27 protein-coding genes are annotated in these 24,516 nt (G+C 69.0%); 13 read left to right on the top strand and 14 right to left on the bottom strand.

The window, feature by feature from the left end; genetic code table 11:
- Nucleotides 1-17 precede the first annotated feature (17 nt).
- Together O2L52_RS09610 and O2L52_RS09615 are read right to left on the bottom strand one after the other, a co-directional pair.
- Nucleotides 18-548 (bottom strand): GtrA family protein, encoded by a 531-nt coding sequence (locus O2L52_RS09610; protein ID WP_270115157.1) that lies wholly within the window; start codon nucleotides 546-548, stop codon nucleotides 18-20.
- 297 nt (nucleotides 549-845) lie between these two features.
- Nucleotides 846-3,557: a sigma-70 family RNA polymerase sigma factor gene (locus O2L52_RS09615; protein WP_270115158.1), complete on the bottom strand. Its 2,712-nt coding sequence runs from the start codon at nucleotides 3,555-3,557 to the stop codon at nucleotides 846-848.
- A 370-nt stretch (nucleotides 3,558-3,927) separates the two neighbouring features.
- Between O2L52_RS09615 and O2L52_RS09620 the strand changes: the two genes are divergently transcribed.
- Both O2L52_RS09620 and trmB read left to right on the top strand, forming a co-directional pair.
- Nucleotides 3,928-4,755, top strand: a complete 828-nt coding sequence (locus O2L52_RS09620) for a hypothetical protein (RefSeq protein WP_270115159.1) — start codon at nucleotides 3,928-3,930, stop codon at nucleotides 4,753-4,755.
- A gap of 56 nt (nucleotides 4,756-4,811) precedes the next feature.
- On the top strand, nucleotides 4,812-5,501 hold the full coding sequence (gene trmB, locus O2L52_RS09625) for a tRNA (guanosine(46)-N7)-methyltransferase TrmB (protein WP_270115160.1): 690 nt from the start codon (nucleotides 4,812-4,814) through the stop codon (nucleotides 5,499-5,501).
- Between the two features lie 64 nt (nucleotides 5,502-5,565).
- On the opposite strand, the gene O2L52_RS09630 is transcribed toward trmB, so the two are convergent.
- From O2L52_RS09630 to O2L52_RS09675, 10 genes are all read right to left on the bottom strand, one after another.
- Nucleotides 5,566-5,985, bottom strand: coding sequence for a PIN domain-containing protein (locus O2L52_RS09630; protein ID WP_270115161.1), 420 nt, complete (start codon nucleotides 5,983-5,985; stop codon nucleotides 5,566-5,568).
- Entirely contained in the window at nucleotides 5,982-6,197 is a 216-nt protein-coding gene (locus O2L52_RS09635) for a type II toxin-antitoxin system VapB family antitoxin (protein WP_270115162.1), read from the bottom strand. The genes O2L52_RS09630 and O2L52_RS09635 overlap by 4 nt, the downstream gene beginning before the upstream one ends.
- A gap of 98 nt (nucleotides 6,198-6,295) precedes the next feature.
- Entirely contained in the window at nucleotides 6,296-7,537 is a 1,242-nt protein-coding gene (locus tag O2L52_RS09640; RefSeq protein WP_270115163.1) for a deoxyguanosinetriphosphate triphosphohydrolase, read from the bottom strand.
- A 39-nt stretch (nucleotides 7,538-7,576) separates the two neighbouring features.
- A complete protein-coding gene (locus tag O2L52_RS09645; protein ID WP_270115164.1) occupies nucleotides 7,577-9,385 on the bottom strand; it encodes a hypothetical protein in 1,809 nt (602 codons plus the stop codon).
- 69 nt (nucleotides 9,386-9,454) lie between these two features.
- Nucleotides 9,455-10,213 carry an MBL fold metallo-hydrolase gene (locus O2L52_RS09650; RefSeq protein ID WP_270115165.1) on the bottom strand — a complete coding sequence of 253 codons (759 nt, stop codon included), beginning with the start codon at nucleotides 10,211-10,213 and terminating at the stop codon, nucleotides 9,455-9,457.
- Between the two features lie 6 nt (nucleotides 10,214-10,219).
- A complete protein-coding gene (gene murI, locus O2L52_RS09655) occupies nucleotides 10,220-11,023 on the bottom strand; it encodes a glutamate racemase (RefSeq protein ID WP_270115166.1) in 804 nt (267 codons plus the stop codon).
- A 153-nt stretch (nucleotides 11,024-11,176) separates the two neighbouring features.
- A complete protein-coding gene (locus tag O2L52_RS09660; protein WP_270115167.1) occupies nucleotides 11,177-11,674 on the bottom strand; it encodes a hypothetical protein in 498 nt (165 codons plus the stop codon).
- Between the two features lie 464 nt (nucleotides 11,675-12,138).
- Entirely contained in the window at nucleotides 12,139-13,089 is a 951-nt protein-coding gene (locus O2L52_RS09665; RefSeq protein WP_270115168.1) for a PLP-dependent cysteine synthase family protein, read from the bottom strand.
- An 18-nt stretch (nucleotides 13,090-13,107) separates the two neighbouring features.
- The gene (locus tag O2L52_RS09670) at nucleotides 13,108-13,386 is read right to left on the bottom strand and encodes a MoaD/ThiS family protein (protein ID WP_270115169.1); all 279 of its coding nucleotides are present in this window, start codon (nucleotides 13,384-13,386) and stop codon (nucleotides 13,108-13,110) included.
- 104 nt (nucleotides 13,387-13,490) lie between these two features.
- Nucleotides 13,491-13,973 (bottom strand): M67 family metallopeptidase, encoded by a 483-nt coding sequence (locus O2L52_RS09675; protein ID WP_270115170.1) that lies wholly within the window; start codon nucleotides 13,971-13,973, stop codon nucleotides 13,491-13,493.
- Nucleotides 13,974-14,130: 157 nt separating this feature from the next.
- Between O2L52_RS09675 and O2L52_RS09680 the strand changes: the two genes are divergently transcribed.
- The 8 genes from O2L52_RS09680 (at nucleotide 14,131) to O2L52_RS09715 (ending at nucleotide 21,131) form a co-directional block, all read left to right on the top strand.
- On the top strand, nucleotides 14,131-15,426 hold the full coding sequence (locus tag O2L52_RS09680) for a nicotinate phosphoribosyltransferase (protein ID WP_270115171.1): 1,296 nt from the start codon (nucleotides 14,131-14,133) through the stop codon (nucleotides 15,424-15,426).
- A 98-nt stretch (nucleotides 15,427-15,524) separates the two neighbouring features.
- Complete coding sequence (locus tag O2L52_RS09685) at nucleotides 15,525-16,301, top strand: sporulation protein (RefSeq protein ID WP_270115172.1); 777 nt, start codon at nucleotides 15,525-15,527, stop codon at nucleotides 16,299-16,301.
- 197 nt (nucleotides 16,302-16,498) lie between these two features.
- On the top strand, nucleotides 16,499-17,017 hold the full coding sequence (locus O2L52_RS09690) for an EXLDI protein (RefSeq protein ID WP_270115173.1): 519 nt from the start codon (nucleotides 16,499-16,501) through the stop codon (nucleotides 17,015-17,017).
- Nucleotides 17,018-17,364: 347 nt separating this feature from the next.
- Complete coding sequence (locus O2L52_RS09695; protein WP_270115174.1) at nucleotides 17,365-18,321, top strand: ATP-binding cassette domain-containing protein; 957 nt, start codon at nucleotides 17,365-17,367, stop codon at nucleotides 18,319-18,321.
- A gap of 46 nt (nucleotides 18,322-18,367) precedes the next feature.
- The gene (locus O2L52_RS09700; RefSeq protein WP_270115175.1) at nucleotides 18,368-19,153 is read left to right on the top strand and encodes an ABC transporter permease; all 786 of its coding nucleotides are present in this window, start codon (nucleotides 18,368-18,370) and stop codon (nucleotides 19,151-19,153) included.
- Nucleotides 19,154-19,334: 181 nt separating this feature from the next.
- Nucleotides 19,335-19,565 carry a DUF4287 domain-containing protein gene (locus O2L52_RS09705; RefSeq protein WP_270115176.1) on the top strand — a complete coding sequence of 77 codons (231 nt, stop codon included), beginning with the start codon at nucleotides 19,335-19,337 and terminating at the stop codon, nucleotides 19,563-19,565.
- 60 nt (nucleotides 19,566-19,625) lie between these two features.
- On the top strand, nucleotides 19,626-20,099 hold the full coding sequence (locus tag O2L52_RS09710) for an HIT family protein (RefSeq protein ID WP_270115177.1): 474 nt from the start codon (nucleotides 19,626-19,628) through the stop codon (nucleotides 20,097-20,099).
- 111 nt (nucleotides 20,100-20,210) lie between these two features.
- Nucleotides 20,211-21,131: an alpha/beta fold hydrolase gene (locus O2L52_RS09715; RefSeq protein ID WP_270115178.1), complete on the top strand. Its 921-nt coding sequence runs from the start codon at nucleotides 20,211-20,213 to the stop codon at nucleotides 21,129-21,131.
- Nucleotides 21,132-21,254: 123 nt separating this feature from the next.
- Here the strand turns inward: O2L52_RS09715 and O2L52_RS09720 are convergent, their stop codons facing one another.
- Nucleotides 21,255-21,506, bottom strand: coding sequence for a DUF397 domain-containing protein (locus O2L52_RS09720; RefSeq protein WP_270115179.1), 252 nt, complete (start codon nucleotides 21,504-21,506; stop codon nucleotides 21,255-21,257).
- Nucleotides 21,499-22,308: a Scr1 family TA system antitoxin-like transcriptional regulator gene (locus O2L52_RS09725; RefSeq protein WP_270115181.1), complete on the bottom strand. Its 810-nt coding sequence runs from the start codon at nucleotides 22,306-22,308 to the stop codon at nucleotides 21,499-21,501. Before O2L52_RS09725 ends, O2L52_RS09720 begins: the two co-directional genes overlap by 8 nt.
- Nucleotides 22,309-22,596: 288 nt before the next feature.
- On the opposite strand from O2L52_RS09725, the gene O2L52_RS09730 reads away from it, so the two are divergent.
- The 3 genes from O2L52_RS09730 (at nucleotide 22,597) to O2L52_RS09740 (ending at nucleotide 24,323) form a co-directional block, all read left to right on the top strand.
- Nucleotides 22,597-22,899 carry a hypothetical protein gene (locus tag O2L52_RS09730; protein ID WP_270115182.1) on the top strand — a complete coding sequence of 101 codons (303 nt, stop codon included), beginning with the start codon at nucleotides 22,597-22,599 and terminating at the stop codon, nucleotides 22,897-22,899.
- Between the two features lie 186 nt (nucleotides 22,900-23,085).
- Nucleotides 23,086-23,865, top strand: a complete 780-nt coding sequence (locus tag O2L52_RS09735; protein ID WP_270115183.1) for a hypothetical protein — start codon at nucleotides 23,086-23,088, stop codon at nucleotides 23,863-23,865.
- Complete coding sequence (locus O2L52_RS09740; protein ID WP_270115184.1) at nucleotides 23,865-24,323, top strand: hypothetical protein; 459 nt, start codon at nucleotides 23,865-23,867, stop codon at nucleotides 24,321-24,323. The genes O2L52_RS09735 and O2L52_RS09740 overlap by 1 nt, the downstream gene beginning before the upstream one ends.
- Nucleotides 24,324-24,516 lie beyond the last annotated feature (193 nt).

Here is a 24,516-nt window from a genome sequence, read left to right on the forward strand (position 1 = left end):
CTTCTCGGCGGCGCGCGTTACTTCGCCGAGGCCTCGGCGAGTTCGGGGCTGTGCGGGAAGACCCAGGTGCGGTAGGCGATGAACCGGAAGATCGAGCCGAGGCCGACGCCGACGACGTTGGCGGCGATGTTCACCGCGAGGTCGGTGTCGAAGTACTGCGGCCAGATCTGGGCCAGGCCGGAGTTGGCCCACAGGCAGGCGAGCGCGATGAGCAGGCCGATGCCGTTGAAGAAGAAGTAGAGGGCGTACTGGCGGTGGGCGGCGGCGCTGCCGCGGCGCTCGCGCCAGGTCCACTGGCGGTTCCCGAAGAAGGCCACGGTCATCGCGATGACGGCCGAGATGATCTTGGCGTACAGCTCGGACCAGTCCAGGCCGAGGAACATCAGGTTGAACAGCCCGATGTCGACCACGTAGGCGACACCGCCGACGCCGGCGAAGCGGAGCAGCTCGGCCGCGTGGCGTCTCAACAGGCCGATCGCGCGCGTGAACAGACCCGCGAGACCGCGACGAGCGGCCGGGGGCGGCGGAGTCTCAATGGAGGTCGACATCAATGCACAGCCTACCCGGGCACGCGCGGGAGCGGTACCGCCGAGATCCGGGCAAAGCCGTGAACTGCGAGAACGCTGAAATGTCGGACCCACGTGGGAGTGTGGTCTTTTTCGGTTGGTCGGAGGCGGATGCGGGTGGGAAGGGGCATGCCCTATGCTGCGATGCGGCCGCGGCCGCATGGCGCCCGCCCGAGCTTTCCTCGGCTCACCCCCGCAGTCCCCCAGCACCACAGGCCCACAGGCCCGCAGGCCCGCAGGCCCGCAGCGGGCCTTACTCCATCGCCCCACCGCGCGGCCTTACTCCGCCGCGTCGTCGCCCGTCGGCGCTGCCACTGCCACCACTCCCACGATGAACGGGTCGTCGCCGCGCTCGAAGCGGATCACCGCCTCCTCGCCCGTGGCGACCCGGTACACGTTCACGTCGACGCCGAACGCGTACCAGTCCGGGTTCTCCACGGCCCCGTGCGCGCGGCAGGTCGCGGGCTCGCCGAGCCCCTGCCCGCCCGCGCTCAGGCTGTCGCCGCGGCGGTAGCCCGAGCCGCCCCACAGCGTCGCCGCGACCTGGACCTCGCCGCCGTCCTCGACCTCGATCTCGGTGTCCGCCGCGCGCGGCCCGTCGTAGACCGCGACCTCCGTGACGGGCGCCCCCGGCTCCGTGTAGACCACGGTCAGCGACCAGCCGGCCCAGCGCCGCTCGACGCACTCGGCACCGAGGTCGATCGGCCAGTGGTCGCATTCGGTGGCCGGCAGCTGGTGGTTGTCGGTCGCGACCCAGTACTCGCCGCCGCCCGGCACGAGGTCCGTGACCTCGACGAACGCCTGCCGCCCGGGGTCCGTGTCCCGCACCGCCTCCGCACTGAGGTCGGTCCAGGACCCGCCCGGCCCCGCGAGCGAGACCGCCGTCGGCAGGCCTTCCTCGACGCCGGCCCAGTACAGGCCCGCCCACTCGACCTCGGCGCCGTCCGGCACTTCGAGCACCGCCCCGGAGACGGCCTCGCCTTCGCGCCCCGCGGGCGCGGTCGTGTCCTTGTACGGCTTCATCGGCCACTGCTCGCCGCCGCCGACGCGCACGAGCTCCTTGCAGCCGGGGACCGAGCAGGTCAGCCAGGTGTTCCCGGCCGCGGTGACGCCCGTGGCGTCCACGCTCGCGAACCCGACCTCGCTCCCGGCGGGCGCGATCGGCACCTGCAGCGAAGTCGTGCCGCTGATCCCCGGGCCCTCGACCGAGACCCCGAACGTCTGGTAGCCGCTCACGTCCTCGCCGATGAGGATGCGCACGTTGGCTTCGGCCGGGTCGGGCATCCTCGCGATCGTGCAGTGGACGACCGAGCCGTCTTCGGCGCACGTCCAACCGGGATCGGCGGTCTCGGAGGCGAGCGTGATGCCCGCAGGCATCGTGATGTCGAGCCTGATGCCGTCCGAAGCGGCCTGCCCTTGCCGCTGAACCGGCGCCGCTTCGCTGTCGCTGCTGCGCATGAACGGAACCGCTGCACTGCGCTCGAGCAGAGCCGCTTGGCCGTCTCCGCTGCGCTCGGCCAGAACCGTCTCGTCGTCTTCGCTGCGCTCGGCCAGCACTTCGTCGTCTACGCTTCGCTCGACGGGGGCCGCATAGCCGCCGCCGCGTCGCTCCTCACCATCCGTGTCCGCTTGCGCGCCAGCCGCTTCGGCCAAGCGCTCGTCCGGGCCGGACCCGTCCTGGGACCGCTCGGTCACCGGCGCGTAGCCGCCGCCGCTGCCGCCGGGCGGGGCGAGTCGGATCGGGAGGATCGCTTCGCCGCCGGCCACGAGGCCGCTCGAGCCGAGGCCGTGCGCGATCCCGTACGCGGCCGGTTCGGCCGCGGGAGGCTCCGACTCGTCCTCGGGTGCGGGCGGATCGGCCGGGTCCTCCGGGTCGGGTTCGGGCACGTCGTCGGGCGAGGGCGGAGCGGGCGGCGCGGGCTCGTCCTCCGGGTCGTCCGCCTGGACGACCGGCTCCTCGGGGGCGGCCTGCGGCGGCTGCTCCTCCTCGCCGCCGAGCGCGACGATCGCCACGACGGCGACCACCGCAGCGGCGGTGCCGGTGGCGACGGTGCCTTTGGTGCCGAGCTGCTGCACGATCCGGCGGATCCAGTTCGCGACCGCCTTGAACGGCATGAACAGGTACGCGAGCGCCCCGCCGAACGCGATCCCCGCGGCCGAGACCGCGCCCGCCGCCAGGTACGGCGAAGCCGCGCCGCCAAGAAAGATCACGGCGATGACGCCGCGCAGGCCCGAGTTCAACTCGGTGAGCTCGGCGAACAGCAGGTTGCAGGTGACGCACGAGTCCAAATGGTCGTCCACTTTGGAGGCTTCGCGCTCGCCGAGCTTGCCGCGCACGCGCGCGCCGATCCGGTCGACGGTCCAGCGGCACTCCTCGCGCGGGGAGTCGGCCGCGTGCTCGCTCAAGTAGTTCTGGCGCAGCTTCTCGCGCGCGCGGTACGCGAGCGCGGAGACCCCGTTCGGGGTCATGCCGAGCATGGTGGCGATCTTGGCCGGGGAGTCCTCCTCGACCTCGGTGTGCCACAAGACCATCCGCCAGCGCTCGGGGAGCTTGCCGAAGGCGAGCGCGGCGTAGCGGCGCTCCTGGCCCTCGACGGCGGGGTCGACGTAGATCTCGCCGGAGTCGTGCTCGGTGAGGTCGTCGGTGAACTCGACCTTCTTGTCGCGGCGGACCCGGTCGTAGAAGGTGTTGCGGAGGGTCTGGAGCATGTAGGGCCGGAAGGCGAGGTCGGGGCCGCCGCCTTCGCGGAAGGTGTGGAGGAGCTTCGCGAAAGCCTCGGAGACGAGGTCGTCGGCGCCGGCGGGGTCGCGGGAGAGGATGCGGGCGAGGCGGCGCGCGGAGTGGACGTGGCGCTCGTAGAGCACGGCGTAGGCCGTGGTGTCGCCGCCGCGGGTGGCGGCGATGAGTTCGGGGTCGGAGCGGGTCTCGGGGGTTTCGCCGGGGTCCGGGTCCAGGTGGCGGGAATCGCCGGCGGGGACGGTCTCGGGCATCGTCGCCGGTGCTCCTTCCAGGTTGCGCCGAGCTCGTACGATCGGGGGGCTCGGGTGTTCGCTCGCGGGCGGGGACGGCGCTGCCGGGCAGCGGTGCTGCCCCCTTTACGAGCCTTCCTTGACTTAACGATCGAGCACGTCGCGAGTTGCGCCCGTTCAGCCGTTCGGGCAGGCTTCCGGCGAACTGGACATTGCAGAGAGTTTAGGGCAAAAACCCGGCATAACCATGTTTTGTGATGTGATTGTGACCAGGCGTGATCGTATTGGGACTTCCCATCCTGGTTCCAGGTAACTGTCGGAATTACGTCAGGCCATTGCGTACAGTTTGCTAACGCATTCCCGGCCGACTTCGACGCAAGGGAGGTGAACGATGCCCGCATCGGTCCTACTCGCACTCCTCGCCGCCACCGCCCTCCTGGCCCTGACTCCTGCGCTGGTGCGCCGCTACGACCCCGACGAGCGGATGATCGCCGACCGGGCCTCGTCCGACGCCCGCGTCCTCGACCGCGAAGGCCACCGGCCCGCCCGGCCGACTTCCCACGACACCGCAGAGCTCGCGCTGGAGCGCTCCGGCGACGCGCCTGAGCAGGACGACTCCCTCGACGAGCTCCTCGACGGGCAAGGCCTTCCGGCGCAATCGAACTCACGCGGGTGGGAGCGGCGCGGCACGCGCCGCGGCGACTCGGTACGGTTGAAGGCCGACGAGTCGTACCCCGGCGAGGACCCCGAGATGCACGAGCAGGCCAGGCTTCGGCGGATGCGCGCCGAATGGTGGCGGCGGCGCCACCGCCGCATCCTCTACGTGCTCATCGTGCTCACGCTGCTCGAACTCGCCGGCGTCGCCATCGCCGGACCGGGCTTCTGGATCGGCGCGGGCCTCTCCGCGGCCGCCCTCGGCGGCTACGTCTACTTCCTGCGCGAGCGCGCCAAGCGCCAGCGCCGCGCGGGCCGCCGGCCCAAGGCCATGATCGCCGCCGAGCCCGAGCACGAGGAGGTCGGCCCGCCGACCTACGTGCCCGAGCAGCCCGACGGCGACGAGGACGACGAGGACCTCGGCCCCCGCGAGTCGTTCCTGTTCGAGAACGGCTCGCTCGGCGAGGAGGCCGCGCCGGCGCCGCGTCCGGACCCGCGCCGTCCCGACGGCCCCGCGGGCGTGCGCGGCCGCTCCTACGAGGCGCCGGCGAAGCTCGAGCGCTGACGCCGCGCCGCTCATGAAGCAGCGCACACCGGGGTCCCGGCTAAACTGGCGCGGTTATGCCTGATGAGGAACCGCAGCACCGCCACATCCTGACGTTCAACTTCCGTCAAGGACGCAACAAGCCCCGCCACGACGAGGCCTTCGCGCGCCTGTGGCCGCGCTACGGCCTGGACTGGGAGCCCGACGAGGGCCGCATCGACTTCGCGAAGCTCTTCGGCCGCACCGCGCCCGTGATCCTGGAGATCGGCTCGGGCAACGGCGAGGCCGCCGCCGCGATGGGCGACGCCGACCGGGACCGCGACCTCCTCGCCGTCGAGGTCTACCCGCAGGGCATCGCCGACCTCATGGACCGCGCCGAGGCGCGCGGCCTCACGAACCTGCGGATCTACCAGGGCGACGCCCTGCCGCTGCTGTGGAAGGGCATCGCGCCCGGCTCGCTCGACGAGATCCGGGTGTACTTCCCCGACCCGTGGCCGAAGAAGCGCCACCACAAGCGCCGCATCATCCAAGCCGAGCACGTCACGACCATGGCCGGACTCCTGCGCCCGGGCGGGGTCCTCCACTGCGCCACGGACATCGCGGACTACGCCGAGCAGATGCTCGAGGTCCTCACCGCCGACGCGGCGTACGAGAACACTGCGGAGGGCTACGCCCCGCGGCCCGACCACCGCCCGGTCACGAAGTTCGAGCGCCGCGGCGTGAAGGCCGACCGCGAGATCTTCGACCTGATCTTCACCAAGCGCTGAACCGGGAACGACGAAGCGGCGCGGGTCCACCGCGCCGCCGATCGAATGGGGATCTAGTGCTCGACTACTCCGTTTTGGGGCCGAACCATTCGAGCGGTTGGCCGGTCACGGCGGCAACGCATTCGAAGTCATGATCCCGGTGAATCAAAGTGAGGTCGTGGAGTTCCGCTGCCGCGGCGATGAGCAGATCTGCCGCACCGGCGCTCCGATGTTCGCCGCGACGAGTCAATTCCCGCTGGACTTCGTGCGCTCGGCGGAACATTCGATCATCGGTCGACACCCAACCGAACATCCCGTTGAAGACGGCCATGATCGAGTTCCGGTCGTCCCAGGACCGGGCGCCCCATAGATATTCCAGCTCCACGGTGTCGCAGAGCGCGATGAGCCCCGCCTCGGCCGCCCTGTCCCAGCCATGCTTATCGCCGTTGCCGCGAAGCAGCTTTGCGAGCGCGCTCGTGTCGATGAGGTATCGAGCTGGACTCATCTCCGGTAGTTCTTCTTGTCTTCGAAGAGCTCCGAGTCGATGGCACCGTCTTCCACCATCGCGCGGAGCCGGGTCAGCGCCATTGCACGGCGACGAGTCTCCAATACCTCGCGCATAGCGGAATTGACGGTTTCCTTCTTGGTCTTGGTGCCGAGCGCCTTGCTCACTTCGGCGACCAGTTCGTCATCGAGATCGATCATGGTGCGCGTCATGACGGCACCTCCCTTTGTATAAGCCATGCCTCGGAATGTACATACCAGGGTAGCCGTCGGCTGGGAGGACACGCCAGGACGAACAATTTTTCTCGCGGTCAGGCCGTAAGGCGCTGGTGCCAGGCTGCTGCTGAGGCGTCGGTGAGGGAGGCGACCTGGTCGATGGCGACGCGGAGTTTCGCGGCGTCGTCGGCGGCGCGGGTCCAGAGTTCGGCGAACATCGGCTCCATGGCGTCCGCGCCGCGGTCGCAGAGCAGGGCCACGAGGTCCTGGAGGATCTCGCGCTGGCGGGTGTACCAGGCCTCGTCGCTGCGGGGCTGCATCACGTAGCACCAGGCGATGCCTTTGAGCAGGGCGCATTGGACGCGCTCGTGTTCGGGGACGACGAGGTCGGCGTCGTAGCGCTCGAGGCGCCCGTCGCCGAACTGCGCGGTGGTGCCCTTCGCGGCGGCGTTCACGAAGCGGCCCACCATGGTCGAGGTGAAGTTCTTGACCCCCACCATCGCGTCGAACGAGCCGTCGTAGTCGTGGATGCCGGCCAGGACCGGGTCCGCCAGGAGCTCGCGGAGCGCCTCGCCGAGGGCCGCCGGGGACTCGTCCGAGTAGCGGCCCGTGACGGCCTCGCAGACCCGGGCCTGCTCGTCGGCGTCGTGCATGAGCTTCGCGAGGTTGATGTAGCCGCCGTGGAGGCCGTCCTCGACGTCGTGCACGGAGTACGCGACGTCGTCGGACCAGTCCATGACCTGGGCCTCAAGGCATTTGACGCCTTCGGGCGCGCCGCCGCGGAGCCATTCGAAGACGCGCCGGTCGTCCTCGTAGACGCCGAACTTCCGCACGCCCTCGCGGGCCGTCCACGGGTACTTGCAGGTCGCGTCGAGCGAGGCGCGGGTGAGGTTGAGGCCGACCGAGCGGCCGTCGCCGTCGAGCACCTTCGCCTCGAGCCGGGCGAGGACGCGGAGGGTCTGGGCGTTGCCCTCGAAACCGCCGCAGGGCCCGGCAACCTCGTGGAGGGCGTCTTCGCCGTTGTGGCCGAAGGGCGGGTGGCCGAGGTCGTGGGCGAGCCCGGCGACGTCGACGACGTCGGGGTCGCAGCCGAGGGCCTGGCCCATCTCGCGGGAGATCTGGGCGACCTCGAGGGAGTGGGTGAGCCGGGTGCGCAGGAAGTCGTCCGTGCCGGCGGTGTGGACCTGCGTCTTGTCGGCGAGCCGCCGGAACCCGGCAGAGTGGAGGATGCGGGCGCGGTCGCGCTGGAACGGGGTGCGGGCCGAGTCCGGCTCCGCGACCAGCCGCTCCTCGGCGGGCCAGCGCGCCTGGAGGGTACGGAGAACGGGATCGGTCACGCCATCGAGCGTAGCGCGGCCGATCCCGTCCAACAGGTGCTAATCCTTCAGGTAGAGGCGCATGACGCCGGTGCCGTCGCCGTCTTCGGCGCCGTGGGCCCAGGCGAAGGCCGAGAGCGGTTCGAGCCCGTCGAACTCGTCGGGGAACTCCTCGGCGGCGCGGGACAGGTCGACCCAGGCGACGACGGAGCACTGGCCGGGCGTGTTGGCGGCGAAGCTCGAGAAGCGGTCGTCGTCGGCGAGGGTGCCGTCGGCGGTGGCGGGTCCGGTGTAGCTGAGCTCGGAACCGTCCACTTCGATGCCTTCGGGGAGGGGCTCGCCCTCGCTCCAGGTCTCGATGTAGTCCTGGAGCTCCTGGGCGCGGTCCTCGGCGAGGTTCGCGGCGAAGTGGAGCGAGTCGGGGTCGAACTCGTCGCCGCCGAAGCTGCCGCCGCCGGTGAGGGTGGCGCCGGCGAGGAGGCCGGTGAGGTCGTTCACGGTGGACTCGACCTCGCCGAAGTCGGGGCCGTAGGTCTCCTCGACCCAGGGGTCCTCCTCGGTGCCGGCGGACCAGTAGCGGGAGTCGAGCTCCCAGTAGCGCGCCTCGTCCTCGGGGGCGAGGGTGTCGGACCAGTACTGGGTGTCGAGCTCGGTGTACTCGGCGTACTCCTCGGCGGTGAGCGGGGCTTCGACCGGTTCGGACTCGGCGGCGTCGACGCCGTAGAACTCCTCGAAGAAGCCGAGCCAGCCCTGGGTGACCTCGTCGATGTTCTCGGGGACGTAGGCGGCGAGGGCGACGTCGGACGCGGGCAGGGCGCCCGCGGACTCGACGAGGCCGTCAGTGCCGGTCCACAGGTGGTCGGCGTCGCCGAACATCCGGTAGGTCAGCTGGAAGCCGTCGTCGAAGGCGGAGAAGCCGTAGATGAGGTGTCCGGAGTAGAGGTCCTTGACGGCGTCGCCCTCGGCGCCGGTGGTCATCTCGGCGATGTCGCCGACGGCCTCCATGTCGACCCAGTGGACGAGGAGCTGGTCCTCGTCGAGCCAGGCGCGGGCCTCGCTGTATTGGTCGGATTCGGCGAGGGGCTGGTCGGCGGCCTCGGTCTCGGCCGCGGCGAGCGCGTCGGCTGCGCCCTCTTCGCCGATGACGACGAGGACGTGGTCGTCCTCGACGGTGTAGGCGAGCTGCTCCTCTTCGGCGCCGGCGGCGCTGCGGATCTGGGCCATGCCGTCCTCGGCGGCGCCCGCGTCGGTGCTGGCGAGGCTCAGGACGGCGAAGGTCTGGCCGTCGTGCTCCCAGGTGGCGAGGCCGTGGCGGCGCCCGAGCCAGGAGTTGATGTCCTCGTCGGCGTCGACGCCGTCGATGCCGGACTCCTCGATGAAGCCGTCGATGAGCTCGTTCGTGTCGTCGTAGTCCTCGAGGTCCTCGAACTTCTGGAGGTGGTCGAGGAGCTTCGGGGTCTGGTCGAACGAGGGGTCGAGGTTGAGCTCGACGTACATGCTCGCGGTCGCGGGGAAGCTCTCGGCGGGGTCGGGGCCCTGGTTCAGGACGAACTTGAAGAGGACGACGGCGCCCACGGCGGCGAGGAGCACGACGGAGAGGATCGCGGCGACGGCGACCTTGGGCCCGCGGCCCTTCCGGGGCGCCTGCATGGGAACCGGGCTGTACGCGCCGGGCGGGACGTAGGCCCCGGCGGGCTGCTGCGGCACGCCCTGCTCCACATAGGGCTGGGGCTGCGGCTGGTAAGCGCCCGGCTGGGCCTGGTAGGCCCCCGGCGGCGGCTGGTACGCGCCCGGCGGCGGCCCGTAGCCGCCCGGAGGCGGCTGGTTGGGGTCGCCGGGGTACGGCTGGGGGCTGGGATCGCTCGACATCCTTCGACGCTACGGCCCTTGTGCAACAACCGAATCCCGGGAACGTGCCAAATGCGCCGCGGCGGGCGGTCAGAACTCGTAGACCTGGCCAGGGCGGACGACCTCGACGGGTCCGGTGTAGGCGGCGCGGGCCTCGGCGAGGGTCTGGGCCTTGGAGTTCCAGGGCTCGACGAGGTGCGTCAGGAGCAGGCGGGCGGCCCCCGACTTGGTGGCGTACTCCCCCGCCTCCTTGCCGGTGAGGTGCACGTCCTTCGGGTTGTCGCGGCCCTCCAGGTAGGAGGCTTCGGCGAGGAGCACGTCGCAATGGGTCGCGAGCGCCTCGAGCGCCTGACACGGCCCGGAGTCCGAGGTGTACGCCAGGGAGGACCCGGCGTGCTCGACGCGCAGGCCGTAGGTCTCGACCGGGTGCGCGACGCGGTCGACGGTGACGGTGAGCGGGCCGAGGTCGAACGTGCCGGACTGGAGCTCGCGGAAGTCGTAGACGTCGCGCATGTTCGGGCTGCACAGCTCGCCCTGGCCGCCGTACGCGGCGACGATGCGGTCGGCGACGCCGGTGGGGCCGTAGAGCGGCAGCGGGTGCTTCGGCGCGTTCGAGGCGTAGCGGCGCATCACGGCGTACGCGCAGGCGTCGAAGAAGTGGTCGGCGTGCAGGTGGGTGACGATGACCGCGTCGATCAGGTGCGGGTCGAGGTGCTTCTGCAGCTCACCGAGTGAACCGGTGCCGAAGTCGATGAGCAGCCGGTAGCCGCCCGCTTCGACCAGGTAGGCCGAGCAGGGCGTGTCGGGTGCCGGGAACGAGCCGGCGCATCCGATGACCGTCAGTTTCATGGCAGATCACACCTTGTCCATTACGGCCGCCGCCGCGTTCGGGAACAGGTTTCCCAGGAACCGCCGCGCGGTCCTGGTGAAGGCCTCCGGGTCGCCGGTCGCGAGGAACCGGTGCTCGGGGGTGTCGGTGCGGGCGGCCAGCAGGTCGTGGTCGGTGAGCACGCGGTAGAGTTCGCGCGCGCTCTCGCTCGCGGAGTTCACCAGTGTCACGTCCTCTCCCATCACCAGTCCTATGAGTCCCGACAGCAGCGGATAGTGGGTGCAGCCCAACACGACCGTGTCGACGTCCGACTGCTGTAGCGGCTCAAGGTACCCCTGGGCGAGGCCCAGGAGCTGTCGGCCGGTTGTCACACCGCGTTCCACGAAATCCACGAACGCCGGGCAGGCCACAGCGGTCGCCTTGACGTCCGGGACGGCGTTGAACGCGTCCAGGTACGCACCCGATGAGATCGTCGAGACCGTCCCGATGACCCCGACCCGGCCGGTGCGCGTCGTGGCGACGGCGCGGCGGACGGCGGGCCTGATGACCTCGACGACGGGAATGTCGTAGCGGTCGCGGATGTCGGCCAGGCTCGCGGCCGAAGCGGAGTTGCAGGCGATCACGAGCGCCTTGACCTCCTGTTCGACCAGGTGGTCGCAGACGTCGAGCGAAAGCTTGCGGACCTCGGCGATGGGCCTGGGACCGTACGGGACGTGGGCGGTGTCGCCGACGTAGACCAGTTGCTCGGCGGGCAGCAGTTCGCTGATCGATCGGGCGACGGTCAGGCCTCCGACACCGGAGTCGAAGATCCCGATGGGCGCGTCGTTCATGGGCTCCGAGCGTACGTCCAAACCGGCCTGGAACGCCCCTGCTCGTCACGGGAATGTCGCCAAAATGACAGGGTGGCGATCACCACAAGACCCGTGTTCGAACGCGTAACGGGCCGCCGGGTGCTAGGGGTTCTCGGTCGATTCGGGGAGGCGCTAGGCGCGCAGCATCACGAACGCGGCGAAGAGGGTGATCGTGGCGGCGGCCATGAACATCCACGGCACGCCCTTGAAGCGCAGCGTCGCGAAGGCCATCATCGTCAGGAGCATCCCGATCACGCCGCAGGTGATGAATGCGGGCGTGAACCAGGCGGGGCTCTCGCCGAAGACGCGGAAGAGGCCCACGACCGCGGTCGCGACCCCCGCGAGGACCAGCACGAGCGCCCACGAGGCGACGCCGGCGAGGCGGCGCAGACGCACTGCGGGCTTCTCGGGGCGCAGCGGCGCGGGGTCCTTCGCGGCCGTGATGCCGCCTTGGATGCTGCCGAGCGCGGACGCCTGCACGCGCGGCACCGGGGTGCTCCCCCAGGCGTTGTCCGGAGCGGCGGCCGCGCTTTCCGGGGCCGTACCCTCCGGGGCCGTGCCCTGCCGCGGCGGACCGCTCGGCTTGCGGAGCGAGACGGAACGCAGCTTGAGCTTGCCGGCGGGACTCATACGGCCAGGCTAGCAAAGCCACTGAGGACGCCTCAGGATCGCACCGCGGCAGTGCGGCGCAGACCTCGCAAAACGGAAACCGTGCCGGACCGGTAGGTCCCGCGCCCCGGTGCTCCCCGGATCCGAGGAGCGGCCGGAGCCGCAATGTCCTGGCCGCAGGGAAACGGTGCCGGACCGGTCGACCCCGCGCCCGGCGGGCCCGATGCTCCCGGAATCCGGGGATCGGCCGGGGCCGCAATGTCCTGGCCGCAGGGAAACGGTGCCGGACCGGTCGACCCCACGCTCGGCGGGCCTGGTGATCCCGGAATCCGGGGAGCGGCCAAAGCCGAAATGTCGTACCCGCACGAGACCCTTGTGCTTGGGGGCGTTCGCACTCGACACACCCGACCCCGGGGGCCGGACCGGCGCGAACAAAGGGCCGGGCCCGCGCTTCCGCGCGGGCCCGGACCCTGGTACTTCGTCCGCTAGGCCCAGACCTGGCCGTCGAGCGCGTTCGCCGCGTCGTCCAGCCCGTCCGAGTACGCGCCGGTCGACAGGTACTTCCAGCCGCCGTCGGCCACGAGCATCGCGATGTCCGCGGTCCGCCCCGCCTTCGCGGCCTCGCGCGCCAGCGCGAGCCCCGCGTGCAGGACCGCGCCCGTCGAGAGCCCCACGAACAGGCCCTCTTCGCTCAGGATCTCGCGGGTCCGGCGCAGCGCGTCCTCGGTGCCGACCGACAGCCGCCGGTCGAGCACCTTCTCGTCGTACAGCTCCGGCACGAACCCCTCGTCGAGGTTCCGCAGGCCGTACACGAGCTCGCCGTACCGCGGCTCGGCCGCCACGATCTGCGTGCCCGGCGCCTGCTCGCGCAGGTACCGGCCGACGCCCATGAGCGTCGCCGTCGTGCCCAGCCCGGCCACGAAGTGCGTGATCTCGGGCAGGTCGCGCAGCAGCTCGGGCCCGGTGCCCTCGTAGTGCGCGGCCGCGTTCGCCGGGTTCGCGTACTGGTTGAGCATCACCAGGTCAGGGCGTTCGGCCGCCATCTGCCGGGCCTTCGCGACGGCCGCGTTCGAGCCGCCCGCGGCCGGCGAGAACACGATCTCCGCGCCGAACGCGGTCAGCAGCTGCCGCCGCTCCAGCGAGGTGTTCTCGGGCATGACGGCGATCAGCTTGTAGCCCTTGCGCCGCGCCAGCATCGCCACGGCGATGCCGGTGTTGCCCGAGGTCGGTTCGAGGATCGTCGCGCCCGGTTTCAAGAGGCCGTCGTCTTCGGCCGCCTCGATCATCTTGGCGGCCACCCGGTCCTTGACCGAGCCTGTCGGGTTCGCGCCCTCGAGCTTCACCCACAGCCGGATGTCCGGCGAGGGCGAGAGCCGCGGGAGTCCGACGAGCGGCGTGTCGCCGAGCGTCGCGGTGATGTCCGTGAAGCGTGCCACGGCCGGTCCCTTCCCGAACTACATGCCGCCCGCGACGGCGGGGAGGATGGTCACCTGGTCGCCGTCGGCGAGCGCCGCGTCGAGGCCGCCGATGAACCGCACGTCCTCGTCGTTGATGTAGACGTTCACGAAGCGGTGCAGGGTGCCCTCGTCGGTCACGATGCGGCCCTTGAGGCCGGCGTGCTCGGAGTCGAGGCTGTCGAACAGCTTCGCGAGGGTGTCGCCCTCGCCGGAGACGAGCTTCTTGCCGCCGGTGTGGGTGCGGAGGATGGTGGGGACGCGGACTTCAACGGACATGATGGATTTTCCTTCGATTCTCTGAACAGCCCGGCAGGGGCCGTCGGTGTGTCTGACGCGCAGCGGGTACTGCATGGCGAACGCCGGTCGAGCCCGGCGGGAACTCAGGAACAGTCGTAGACCGTCGAGTCGGGGGTGTGGGCGAACTTGTAGCTCTGCACCGCCTCCGGCGCACCGGTGACCTCGATGGGCTCCTCGGTGATCACCTCGTCGGCGATGCGGAACGAGCGGACCTCGGCGATGTCCGGGTCCTTCGTCGTCACCAGCACGTAGTGCGCGCCCGGCAGTCCCAGCTGCGAGGCGATCCCCGCGTCGGAGCGCGAAGGGTAGGCCTCGGTGTGGGTGTGGGAGTGGTAGGCCACGACGACTTCCTCGTCGTTGTCCCACATCTGGTCGTAGACCTGCTTCCACTCTTCTGAGTCGAACTCGTAGAAGGTGGCGGAGCGGGCAGCGTTGATCATCGGGATGTGCCTCTTCGGCGCTCCCGTGCCCTCGGGGCCCGCGATGAGACCGCACGCCTCGTCGGGGTGGTCAGCCCGGGCGTGCGCGACCATCGCCTCGACCAGTTCATGCGCGATCCGCAACACGCAAGCAAGCGTACACGCGGCGCGACGGGGCCAGAAGCCCTCGCTCAGAGCGTGAGACAAGCCTCGCGACCTGCGAGGGGAGGGAATAAACGGGCTGGTGTGAACACCGCTCGCTCACGGGGCCCGCACGTTCCACAGGTGCATTACGCTCACCACTATGTCCGTCACGCTGCCGCGCACGCCCCTGTACACCGACCACTACGAGTACACGATGCTCGAAGCGGCCCTCCGCGACGGCACCGCCGAGCTGCCGTGCGTCTTCGAGGTCTTCGGCCGCCGCCTGCCCACCGGCCGCCGCTACGGCGTGGTCGCCGGGATCGGCCGCCTCTCCGAGGCCATCGAGCGCTTCCGCTTCGAGGACAGCGACCTCGAGGACCTCACCTCCCGCGGCGTCGTCAAGCAGTCCACGGCCGAATGGCTCGCCGACTACCGCTTCAAGGGCGACATCGACATCTACGCCGAGGGCGAGCTCTACTTCCCCGGCTCCCCCATCGTCACCCTCACCGGGACGTTCGCCGAGTGCGTGCTCCTGGAGACCCTGACTCTCTCGATCCTCAACCACGACAGCGCGATCGCCAGCGCCGCCGCCCGCATGGTCACGGCCGCGCGCGGCCGGCCGATCCTGGAGATGGGCTCGCGGCGCACGCACGAGGCGGCGGCGATCGCGGCCTCGCGCGCGGCGTACCTCTCCGGGTTCGTGGCCACGTCGAACCTGGAGGCCGGGCGGCGGTACGACGTGCCGACGTCGGGCACCAGCGCCCACGCGTTCACGCTCCTGCACAAGTCCGAGGTGGAGGCGTTCCAGGCGCAGATCGACGCGTTCGGCACTGACACGACGCTGCTGGTGGACACGTACGACATCACGCAGGGCATCCGCAACGCGATCGCGGTGGCCGGGCCGCGCCTGCGCGCGATCCGCATCGACTCGGGCGACCTCGACGTGATGGCCACGGGCGCGCGGGAGCTCCTCGACGAGCTCGGCGCGCACGACACGAAGATCGTGGTCTCCGGCGACCTGGACGAGTTCTCGATCGCGGCGCTCGCGGCGGCCCCTGTGGACATCTACGGGGCGGGCACGGCGGTCGTGGTCGGCTCGGGCGCGCCCACGGCGCAACTGGTCTACAAACTGGTCGAAGTGGAGGGTCGTCCGGTCGCGAAGCGCTCGGAGCACAAGGGCACCAACGGAGGTCGCAAAGTGGCGGTGCGCCGGCACAAGCCGACGGGCACCGCTACGGAGGAAGTGATCGTCTCGCAAGGGGTGCCGGAGTCGATGCCGGGCGACAAGTTGCTGCAGACGCCTTTGTTCCGCGGGGGCGAACTCGTGCAGCAGGCGTCGCTTGAGGAATCGCGCGAACTGCTGCGCCAGCGGCTCATCTCGATCCCTTGGGAGGGGCTGAAACTCTCCCCCGGCGATCCGGCGATTCCCGTGGTCCAGCTGCATGGGGGCGAATAGCGGCGGCACTTTCGGGATACGATCGACGCGCCCCTGTCCGCGTTCCACCCCCTGTGCCTTCGTAGTACCTGCGATCCTCCCCGAAAGGAACCGCCCCAATGGTGTTCAGCAAGCTCAAGGCCATTCTCGGTAGTGGCATCCAAGTCGACACGCTCCTGCATGAGAAGCACGTCGTCCCCGGCGGTGTCCTCAAGGGCGAGGTGCGGATCTCCGGTGCGGAGGTCGACGCCGCGGTGGAGAGCGTCGAGATCGAGTTCACGGCCCTGGTCGAGGACGACAGCAAGGGCGAGGACGCGGCCGGCGTCGTGCACGACTACTTCCGGGCCGAGATCTCGGGCAAGTTCGACCTCGCGAAGGGCACTGCCCACCCGATCGCGTTCGAGGTGCAGGTGCCTTGGGAGACGCCGTTCAACAACGTGGCGGAGCGCCCGCTCGTGGGCGGCATGAAGCTGGGCGTCTCGACGCACCTGTCGCTGGACCAGGCCCTGGACAAGGGCGACCTGGACTGGCTGACGGTGGAGGCGCTGCCGGTGCACCGGGCGGTCTGGGAGGCGCTGGAGGCCTTGGGCTTCGCGTTCCAGGAGACCGACCTGGAGTTGGGCACGATCCAGGGTTCGACGGTGCCGTTCTACCAGGAGGTCGAGTTCTGGGCGACCGAGGGCGAGTTCCACGGGCGGGTGCGCGAGCTGGAGGTCGTGTTCGTTTCCGGCGAGGCGAGCACGGATGTGGTGTTCGCTGCGGACAACTCGGCGGAGCTGCTGGCGCCGGACCTGAACTCGACGATCCGGTTCTCGCTGCCGACGGCCGAGCCGGGCGATGTGACGGAGACCGTGAAGGCGCAGCTGACGCAGCTGCTGGCGCAGAAGGGCGCATAAGCCCAGCTAGACGCTTTGGAGGGCGGTTCCGCGGGTCATCGCGGGGCCGCCCTTCTGCGACTGTGCACATTTACGGCTCCGCAAGCGGTCGCCGTGGTGCCGAGAAAACCAGGGACCGGACTTGCGCATGTTCTACGTATACGTATAGTCTCTACGTATACGAAGGACAGCCCCTAGAAGGAGGTTAAGATGCCGTCATGCCCAACAAGACGATCTACGTCGCCGACAAGGACCTGCCGCTCTACACCCGAGCGCAGGAACTCGCGGGAGGCAACCTCTCCAAGGCGATCTCGACGGCGCTCAAGCGCTACGTCGACGCCGAGGAGGGCCGCCTCGAGGGCTACGAGGAGATCACCGTCCCGGTCGGCCCGGGCTCCGGCCGCAAGCGCCAGCGCCAACGGTTCACCGGGGTCAAGCTCGGCGAGTGGGTCCGCTCGGACAACAACAAGGCCGAGATCTACCGGGTCTACCGCTCGCGCTCGGGCAAGTTCGTAATCCACACCGAGAAGACGCCCGACTTCGTGCACGAGACCAACGAGACGGGCTGGCGCAAGCTCCTCGGCTTCGGCGAGCAGAGCTACGCCATGAACTACGGGGACGCCACGCTCGAAGTGGTCGAGACCCTCGACGACCTCAAGGCGAAGATCCCTGCCGAGCTGTACCAGATGGTCGCCGCCACGGCCGAGGCTCCGCCCGTGCAGGACCTCGACATCTAGAGCGGCTCGCGCCCAAGCGCACTGACACCCGTCGTCCCGGTCCCGTCCCGGTGGCCGGCCGCGCCTTTCGACCCATGGCCGACCCGGGGCGGAGCCCTGCCCGCCGACAGTCCACATTGCACTGTCATGGTGCCTGAACATCGAGGTGAAACCGTGTTCGACCTTGGAATGGTGCTCACGCTCTACCCGCCGCCGCAGCGGCTTTCACCGGACCTGACGCCATGTCAGGTCGATGTCAGCGCCGTGTCAGCGGCCCCGGCCAAAGTACTCACATGCCCGGCGAGGAACACCGAACCGGCCGATCCTCTGAACGACGCAGAACAAGAAGACCCCCGAAAGCAGGAATCATGACCACCAAGCCGAACGCCATCGAAGCCCGCAACCTCACCAAGTCCTACGGCGAGAAGTCCGTCCTCGGCGGCGTCGACATCTCGGTCCCCGAAGGCACCATCTTCTCCCTGCTCGGTCCCAACGGCGCCGGCAAGACCACGACGGTCAACATCCTCACCACCTTGATCCCCGCCAGCGGCGGCGAGGCGTTCATCAACGGCAACAACGTCGTGGGCGACGCCGACGCGGTGCGCAAGAGCATCGGCGTCACCGGCCAGTTCGCGGCCGTCGACGGCCTGCTCACCGGCCGCGAGAACCTCCACCTCATGGGCCGCCTGCACCACCTGGGCAAGGCGGAGACCAAGCGCCGCACCGAGGACCTGCTGGAGCGGTTCGACCTCCTGGACGCCGCGAAGCGCGCCCCGGCCACCTACTCCGGCGGCATGAAGCGCCGCCTCGACATCGCGATGTGCCTCATGGGCGACCCGAAGGTGATCTTCCTGGACGAGCCGACCACCGGCCTCGACCCGGCCGGCCGCCGCGTCGTCTGGTCGATCATCCGCGAACTCGTCAAGGGCGGCACCACGATCTTCCTGACCACGCAGTACCTCGAGGAGGCCGACGAGCTGGCCGACAAGATCGCGGTCCTCAACGGCGGCAAGATCGTCGCGGAAGGCACCCCCGAGGAGCTCAAGCGGCTCGTCCCCGGCGGCCACGTCAAGCTCCGCCTGCACCGCGCCGACCAGGTCCAGAAGGCCGTCCAGATCCTCGCCGCCACCGTCTCCGACACGGACCCGCTCGGCGTCCAGGTCGCCGCTGACGGCTCGGTCGAATCGCTGCGCAAGATCCTCGACACCATCGACCGCGAGGGCATCGAGGTCGACGAGCTCACCGTGCACACGCCGGACCTCGACGACGTCTTCCTGACCCTCACCGGCCACACCACGAACATCGAAGCCGCGGTCTCCGCGTAACCCGCCCCCCCTGAACCTTTCACCAACGCCCACAAGGAGCATTCCGATGAGCACCCTCGCCTACACCGTTTCCGACACCTCCACGATGCTGCGCCGCCAGTTCAAGCACATGCTGCGATACCCGTCGCTGACCCTCATGCTCGTCGGCATGCCGGTGGTCTTCCTCCTCCTGTTCGTCTACGTCTTCGGCGGGACGATCGGCGACGGCCTCGGCGGCCCGACCGGCGGCCGCGAGGCGTACCTGACCTACCTGACGCCAGGCATGCTCCTGATGGCGATCGTCGCCGCCGTGCAGGGCACCGCGATCGCCGTCGCCATGGACATGACCGAAGGCATCATCGACCGCTTCCGCACCATGTCGATCGCCCGGGTCTCCGTCCTCACCGGACACGTGATCGCCTCGGTCATCCAGTCGTTCCTCTGCATCGCCGTCACGCTCGGCGTCGCCATCGCGATCGGCTTCCGCCCCGAGACGGACGCGCTCGGCTGGGTCGGCCTCGCCGGTGTCCTGCTGCTGATCTCCTTCGGCCTGACCTGGCTCACCGTCGGACTCGGCATGGCCGCCAAGACCGTCGAAGAAGCGTCGAACACCCCGATGCCGCTGATGCTCCTGCCCTTCTTCGGCTCGGCCTTCGTCCCCACCGACTCGATGCCCACCGTGGTCCAGTACTTCGCCGAGTACCAGCCCTTCACCCCGTTCATCGAGGTCGTCCGGGCGCTCCTGTTCGGCAACGCGGTCGACGGCCTGGACCTGGGCCTGACCATCGCCTGGTCGCTCGCCTTCGCACTGCTGGGCTACACCATCTCGAAGAAGAAGTTCAACAAGCGCTAAGCGCCGCAAGCCAACTCAAAACACCCGAGCCCGGCCCCGCACCACGCGGGGCCGGGCTGTTTCCATGCCCGCGGACGTCCGGCCCGCCCGCGTGACGGCCGACACGAACGGTCCCGGTGCGATGAATCCGCGCCGGGACCCTCGTCTGCATGGGTGTACCGACCACACCTGGAGGATTCGCATGACCGCGCCGAAGCCCAATGGCCCGCACTCGTACTTCCCCTCGATCGAGCAGAAGTACGGCCGCCCGATCGCCGACTGGCTCGCCGACATCGCCGCGAGCGACCTTGACGGCCACAAGGCCCTCGTCGACTGGCTCAAGACCGAGCACGGCATGGGCCACGGCCACGCGAACGCACTGGTCACCTACCAGCGCAACCCCGGCAAGTGGCCGGTCTACACCCCCGAGTGAGGCAGCGGGCCCGATGCATGAGGCCGGGACGGCCGATCGCCGCTGCGTAGAGTCGCCGATATGAGCGAGGACTGGCGGCAGGACCGCATCGGCAGCGCACTGCGAGGCGAGAACCCCATGGTGCTCCGGAGGCTGGGAGCCGGATTCGCGGTGATCGGGGACGTCCAGTTCCTGCCGGGATACTCGGTGCTTCTCGTGGATGATCCTGCGGTGCAACGACTTTCGGACCTCTCAGCAGCTAGGCGCATGGAGTTCCTGTCTGGTATGGACAAATTGGGCGAGGCGGTGGAGCGCGCCTGCCGGCGGCTCGACCCCGCCTTCCGACGGGTCAACCTGGAGATCCTGGGGAACACCGATCCCTACCTTCACGCGCACGTGTGGCCGCGATACGACTGGGAGCCGGCCGAGCTCGTCGGCAGGCCGGTGTGGTTGTACCCGAGGGAGCACTGGAGCGATGAGCGGTACGCGCTCGGCCCGCAGCACAGTGCACTGCGCGGGGCGATCAGCGAGGAGCTGGGCCGACTCACGTCCTGACGTGCCAGAACCCTGACCACGGTACGGCGCGCTCACCGGATCCTCGGGCGGTCTTCACTGGTTCCGCGGCTGCGATGTTCGCCTGGTGCGGGTGTGGTGTACCCATGGGGCATGGTTCTTCCTGCTGAAGTGGTCGCGCCCGTGATGGTCGAAGTCGGTCGAGGGCACCGCCTGGCGGTGCGTCGACGCGGGGACGGCGGAGTGCCGCTGCTGCTCGTCCACGGGTTCCCGTGCACCGGCCGGATCTGGTCGCACAATCTCATTCCCTTGGCCGAAGCGGGATTCGACGTCGTCGCCGCGGACCTGCGCGGCTACGGCGACTCCGATTTCGCGCCCGACGGCTTCTACGACTTCAACGCGTTCAACACCGACCTGACCGGGCTGCTCGACGCCCTCGGGTGGGACAAGGCCGTCGTGGCCGGACACGACCTCGGCGCGATGATCGCCATCGACATGGCGACCCGCCACCCCGACCGGGTCGAACGCCTGGTCATCCTCGACGACTCCATGCCCGAACTCGACGAGGCGTTCACCGCCGCCGGCATCCCGGCCGGACGGCCCAAGCCCGCTGTGTACGACTACCAACGCCGCCAAGGACTCCACGCCGATGCCTTGGTCGCCGAGCTGGACACGCCCGAGCGCCGTCGCCGGTACATCGGCGAGTTCTTCGGCCACCGCATGTGGTGCCCACCCGACGCGTTCGGCGAGGACGACCTGGCCTATCTGACCGAGCCCTATGGCGACGCGGCCCGGCTGCGCGCGTCCTTCGCCGACTACGAGGTCGTCATGGGCGCCAGGAAACTCTCCGCGCCGGAGATGACCGACCGCCCTGTCCCGCACCGGACGCTGGTCCTCGTCGGCGCCGACCAAGTGACCCTCGGCGAGCACATCGAGGAGAAGTGCGCCATCGCCTTCCCCGCCGCGGTCGGCCCGTTCTGGGTCAAGGGCGCCGGGCACTTCATGCCATGGGAGCGGCCCGAGATCGTCAACCGCGCCATCGCATCCTTCTGCGGCGACCTCCTGGCCGCCTGAGACGCAACGAATCACTCGATCGCGCTGCCGCAGTGCCGGTCCCGCCGGTCTGCCGCCTCGTAAGCAAGCCTGAGCCCGGCCGCGACACATCGCGGCCGGGCTCTTTGCTTGTAGCCCTTGCCCTTAGCGGTTGTGGCTCAGGAGGCTCATCAGGTCGCTGGCCGAGAGGTCGAAGACCGGGGAGGCGTCGCCGAGCTTGGAGTCGCGAACGTGGAAGCCGTCGCCTTCGGGGCAGGCAGCCAGTTCGACGCAATCAGAGTTGTTGTCAACGCCACTGCGAGTGCTCTTGCGCCAAGTCCGCCGAAGTTCCACGCAGTTCGAGTCGTTGCCTGGCCCGCTTCGGCTGCTCTTGCGCCAGGCGGTCACGTCATTCATTCAGGAACTCCCTCAACGGTATCGATTTGCCCCACAGAAGCTGCCAGAGTTCATCGTAACGCGCGATCCTGTCCTTCTCCTCGATGCACCAACTGGCATCCCACACCTCTGCATAGACGAAGGGCGGGCTGCCGAACTCGGCCCCATCCGGCTTGTAGACCGAAAAGGCGTGCGCACCCTCCGGGTACATCGTGTCGAGGATCCGGATCTCCCAGTTCGGGAGCGCCTCGAGTTCTACCAGCCTATCGATCTGCTCTTCACGGGCTTCTTCGCTGAGGTGCCGGAGGCTTTCGGTCGCGGTTGCCGAGATGAGCAGCTTGACCTGCGGGTTATCGGTGCGCCTCAAGAGCGCCTGCTGCCGCTCCTTATTGAAGGCCCAGCCTCGGTTGGCCTGCTCATCGGTGCCGTTTGAGCCGACCTTCACGAAGTCGAAATGGTAGGCACGAGTTTGGGCGATGCCCGGGATGAAGTAGGTCTCCCACTTCAGGATGAGGCCGTTCGACCGCTCAGCCATGCTGAGGCACAGGGCGTTGAACCTGCGGTCGGCCTGGAAGTTCTCCTCGTGCTCATTCCGAGCGATCTGGATCATGTACGCGCGGAGCTCATCGTCCATGCCGAGGTATTCGGCGAGTGGCCACATCTGACCGAGATCAGGGCACTTCTCGCCACGTTCCCACTTGGCGACGGTCTGGTCGCTTCGCTTAACGAACCTTCCAACAGCTGACTGGCTGAGCTTCCTTTCAAGTCGGCGGATTCGGATTTCCCTGCCCGGGAGCCACTTTGCGAGCTTCGATGATGGCACGGTGGGTTGCCTCCTGCCTCAGCGGAATTCGTGCTGGCCTCCAATGATGACATTGCGTTGCGACAAGGTGGACACCTGTCACAGACAGCACTCCTTAAGCACGCCATCCAAATACACCTATAGAAAACAGGCCCTGATTGCAAGGGGTCGAAGGCTAAGTACTCTCGACTCACGATATGAATTGCCTGTTCAGTGGCTTGCGCGCTCCGTAGGTTGAAGAGGTCCCGCCTCGGCAGTACGCGTGGGACCTGTCGGATATCCGACAACATCCGAAGTGGAGTGAGTGCAATGAAGATCGCTGAACCTTCCGATCCGCTGCTGCGCGGACGATTCACCGATGGCCGCAACGAGTTCTGCGTCCGCGCCTCGAGTATCGACGCGCCCGACTCGTTCCAGGTCTTTGTGCCGGGCGAACGCGTGGACATCGTCATGATCGTCTCCGGCATCAACACCGGCTACCTGCACGCGACCTGGGGCGAAGTCTGGCGCACCTACTCCCCCGAGTGGAAGGTCTGGCTCGAGGACACGGCGTTCAAGGTCTTCTACAAGGTCACCACGCGCCCGTGGGACAGCCGGTACTGCGACGGATGAGCGTCGCTCCAGGGTCCTCGAGGCTCATACGAACTCAAGACTTAATTCTCCCGGCAGGGCCGGTCGATCTGGTGGGGATCGGCCGGCCCATCTTTGAAAGTTGGCATGCCGTGCAACGACACGCGTGGTTGTGATCACATCGTCGCGCCTCCATACTGACTAGACCCCCTTCCGGAAGGAGCTCCGGTGTCGAGTATCGAAGAAGCTTCTGGCTCAGTCGCCACGAACGCCGACAGCGCGCGCGAACTCGCCGGAAGCATCACGTCCTCGAAAGACCTCCTCGACTCATTGGCGGCGCGACTCGACGCCATCGGAGTGGAGACCACAGCGCGGCAGACGCAAGTCGCCGGAGACCGGGCCGAAGAACTCGCCGGCCATGCCAATGCGTTGGCCGATGCCCTCGATTCCCTTCGGCAGCAAGTCGATGCGCTCAAGGGTTTACTTGCGGGCGCCCTCCGAAGCGGCGCCGGAAATGCGAATCGGGGTCGCGCATCGCGTCCGGCTTCAGCGTCGGGAAGCGGCGCCGGTCAAGAGCCGCTGCCACTCAAAGGACCGGTCGCCTCGGTCACCCCAACCGGCATCAGCAAGCGGCACTTCCTCGGGAAGCTCCAGATGAAGAGCCCGGCCAAAGAGCGGAACACGGTCGTGCTGCCCGGCGTCGACACCGATGCCGACATCGCCGCGATCAAGACCGGCCGGGCCGCGTACGTGCGCGACAACCTCTACAAGGTCAACGATCGGACCTACGGCGTCAAGCCCACGGGGACCGTGTATCCCGTGCGCGGCAACGGCTTCGTGGAGCTGGACAAGCTCGAGTACACCGCACTCAAGGGCCTGAAGGTCTACAAGGGCGACCGGGCGGCGGCCGAACGCGACCCGCAAATCGCCCGGTTCAGCCGCCACATGACGGATAAAACATGGGAAACTGCCCGAAACGTGTTCAATCAGGGACAGGAGCGGGCCTGATGCGCGACTACACGATCGTGTTCATAGAGCCGGTGGACCTCGGCCTCCTTGCGGCCGAAGCCGCCGATGCCTTCGCGATTCCCCGCGAGCAGATCGAGGTCTGGGACGGCAAGGCCTTCGCCGCTCCCGTGGCCGATCCGGTCATCGCCCAGGTCGCCGCCGGTTCGGGGCCGGGCGCGTACGCGGAGTTCGTCGGCTTCGACGCGTTCGCTTCGCATGCGGGCGATCCCGAACTCCTCGATGTGGCCGTTGAACTCGCCACGAGGCTGAAGCACCGGGTGGTCTTCGGACCGGAGAGCGCCGAGGACTACCGCTGGACCCTCGTCGCCGCCGACGGCAGCCACGGCAGGGTCCTCCTTGACGACGACCAGCTCGACGACGGCGCGATCACGATCCTCGGCACGGTCGAACCCATAAGCGGCGCATCGGAACTGCCGCAGCTGCCAGAGGTGCACTGAGAGTTCCCGCGCAAGTCACGCGTGACACTGGGTGATGCGGGAGCGTTCGGAGTGGTGGGCAACCGGCACCGATTCCATCGACCGCGAAGGCCCGGCCCGCCGTCATGCATGCAACAGCTGCCGGTCATCCGCCGGTGTTCCGCCTCGCTTTCCCCTCCCTCCGCCGAAAGAATGGCTTCAAGGCCTGGTCGCG

Source organism: Glycomyces algeriensis, assembly GCF_027622855.1.
Classification (GTDB): Bacteria; Actinomycetota; Actinomycetes; order Mycobacteriales; family Micromonosporaceae; genus Glycomyces; species Glycomyces algeriensis.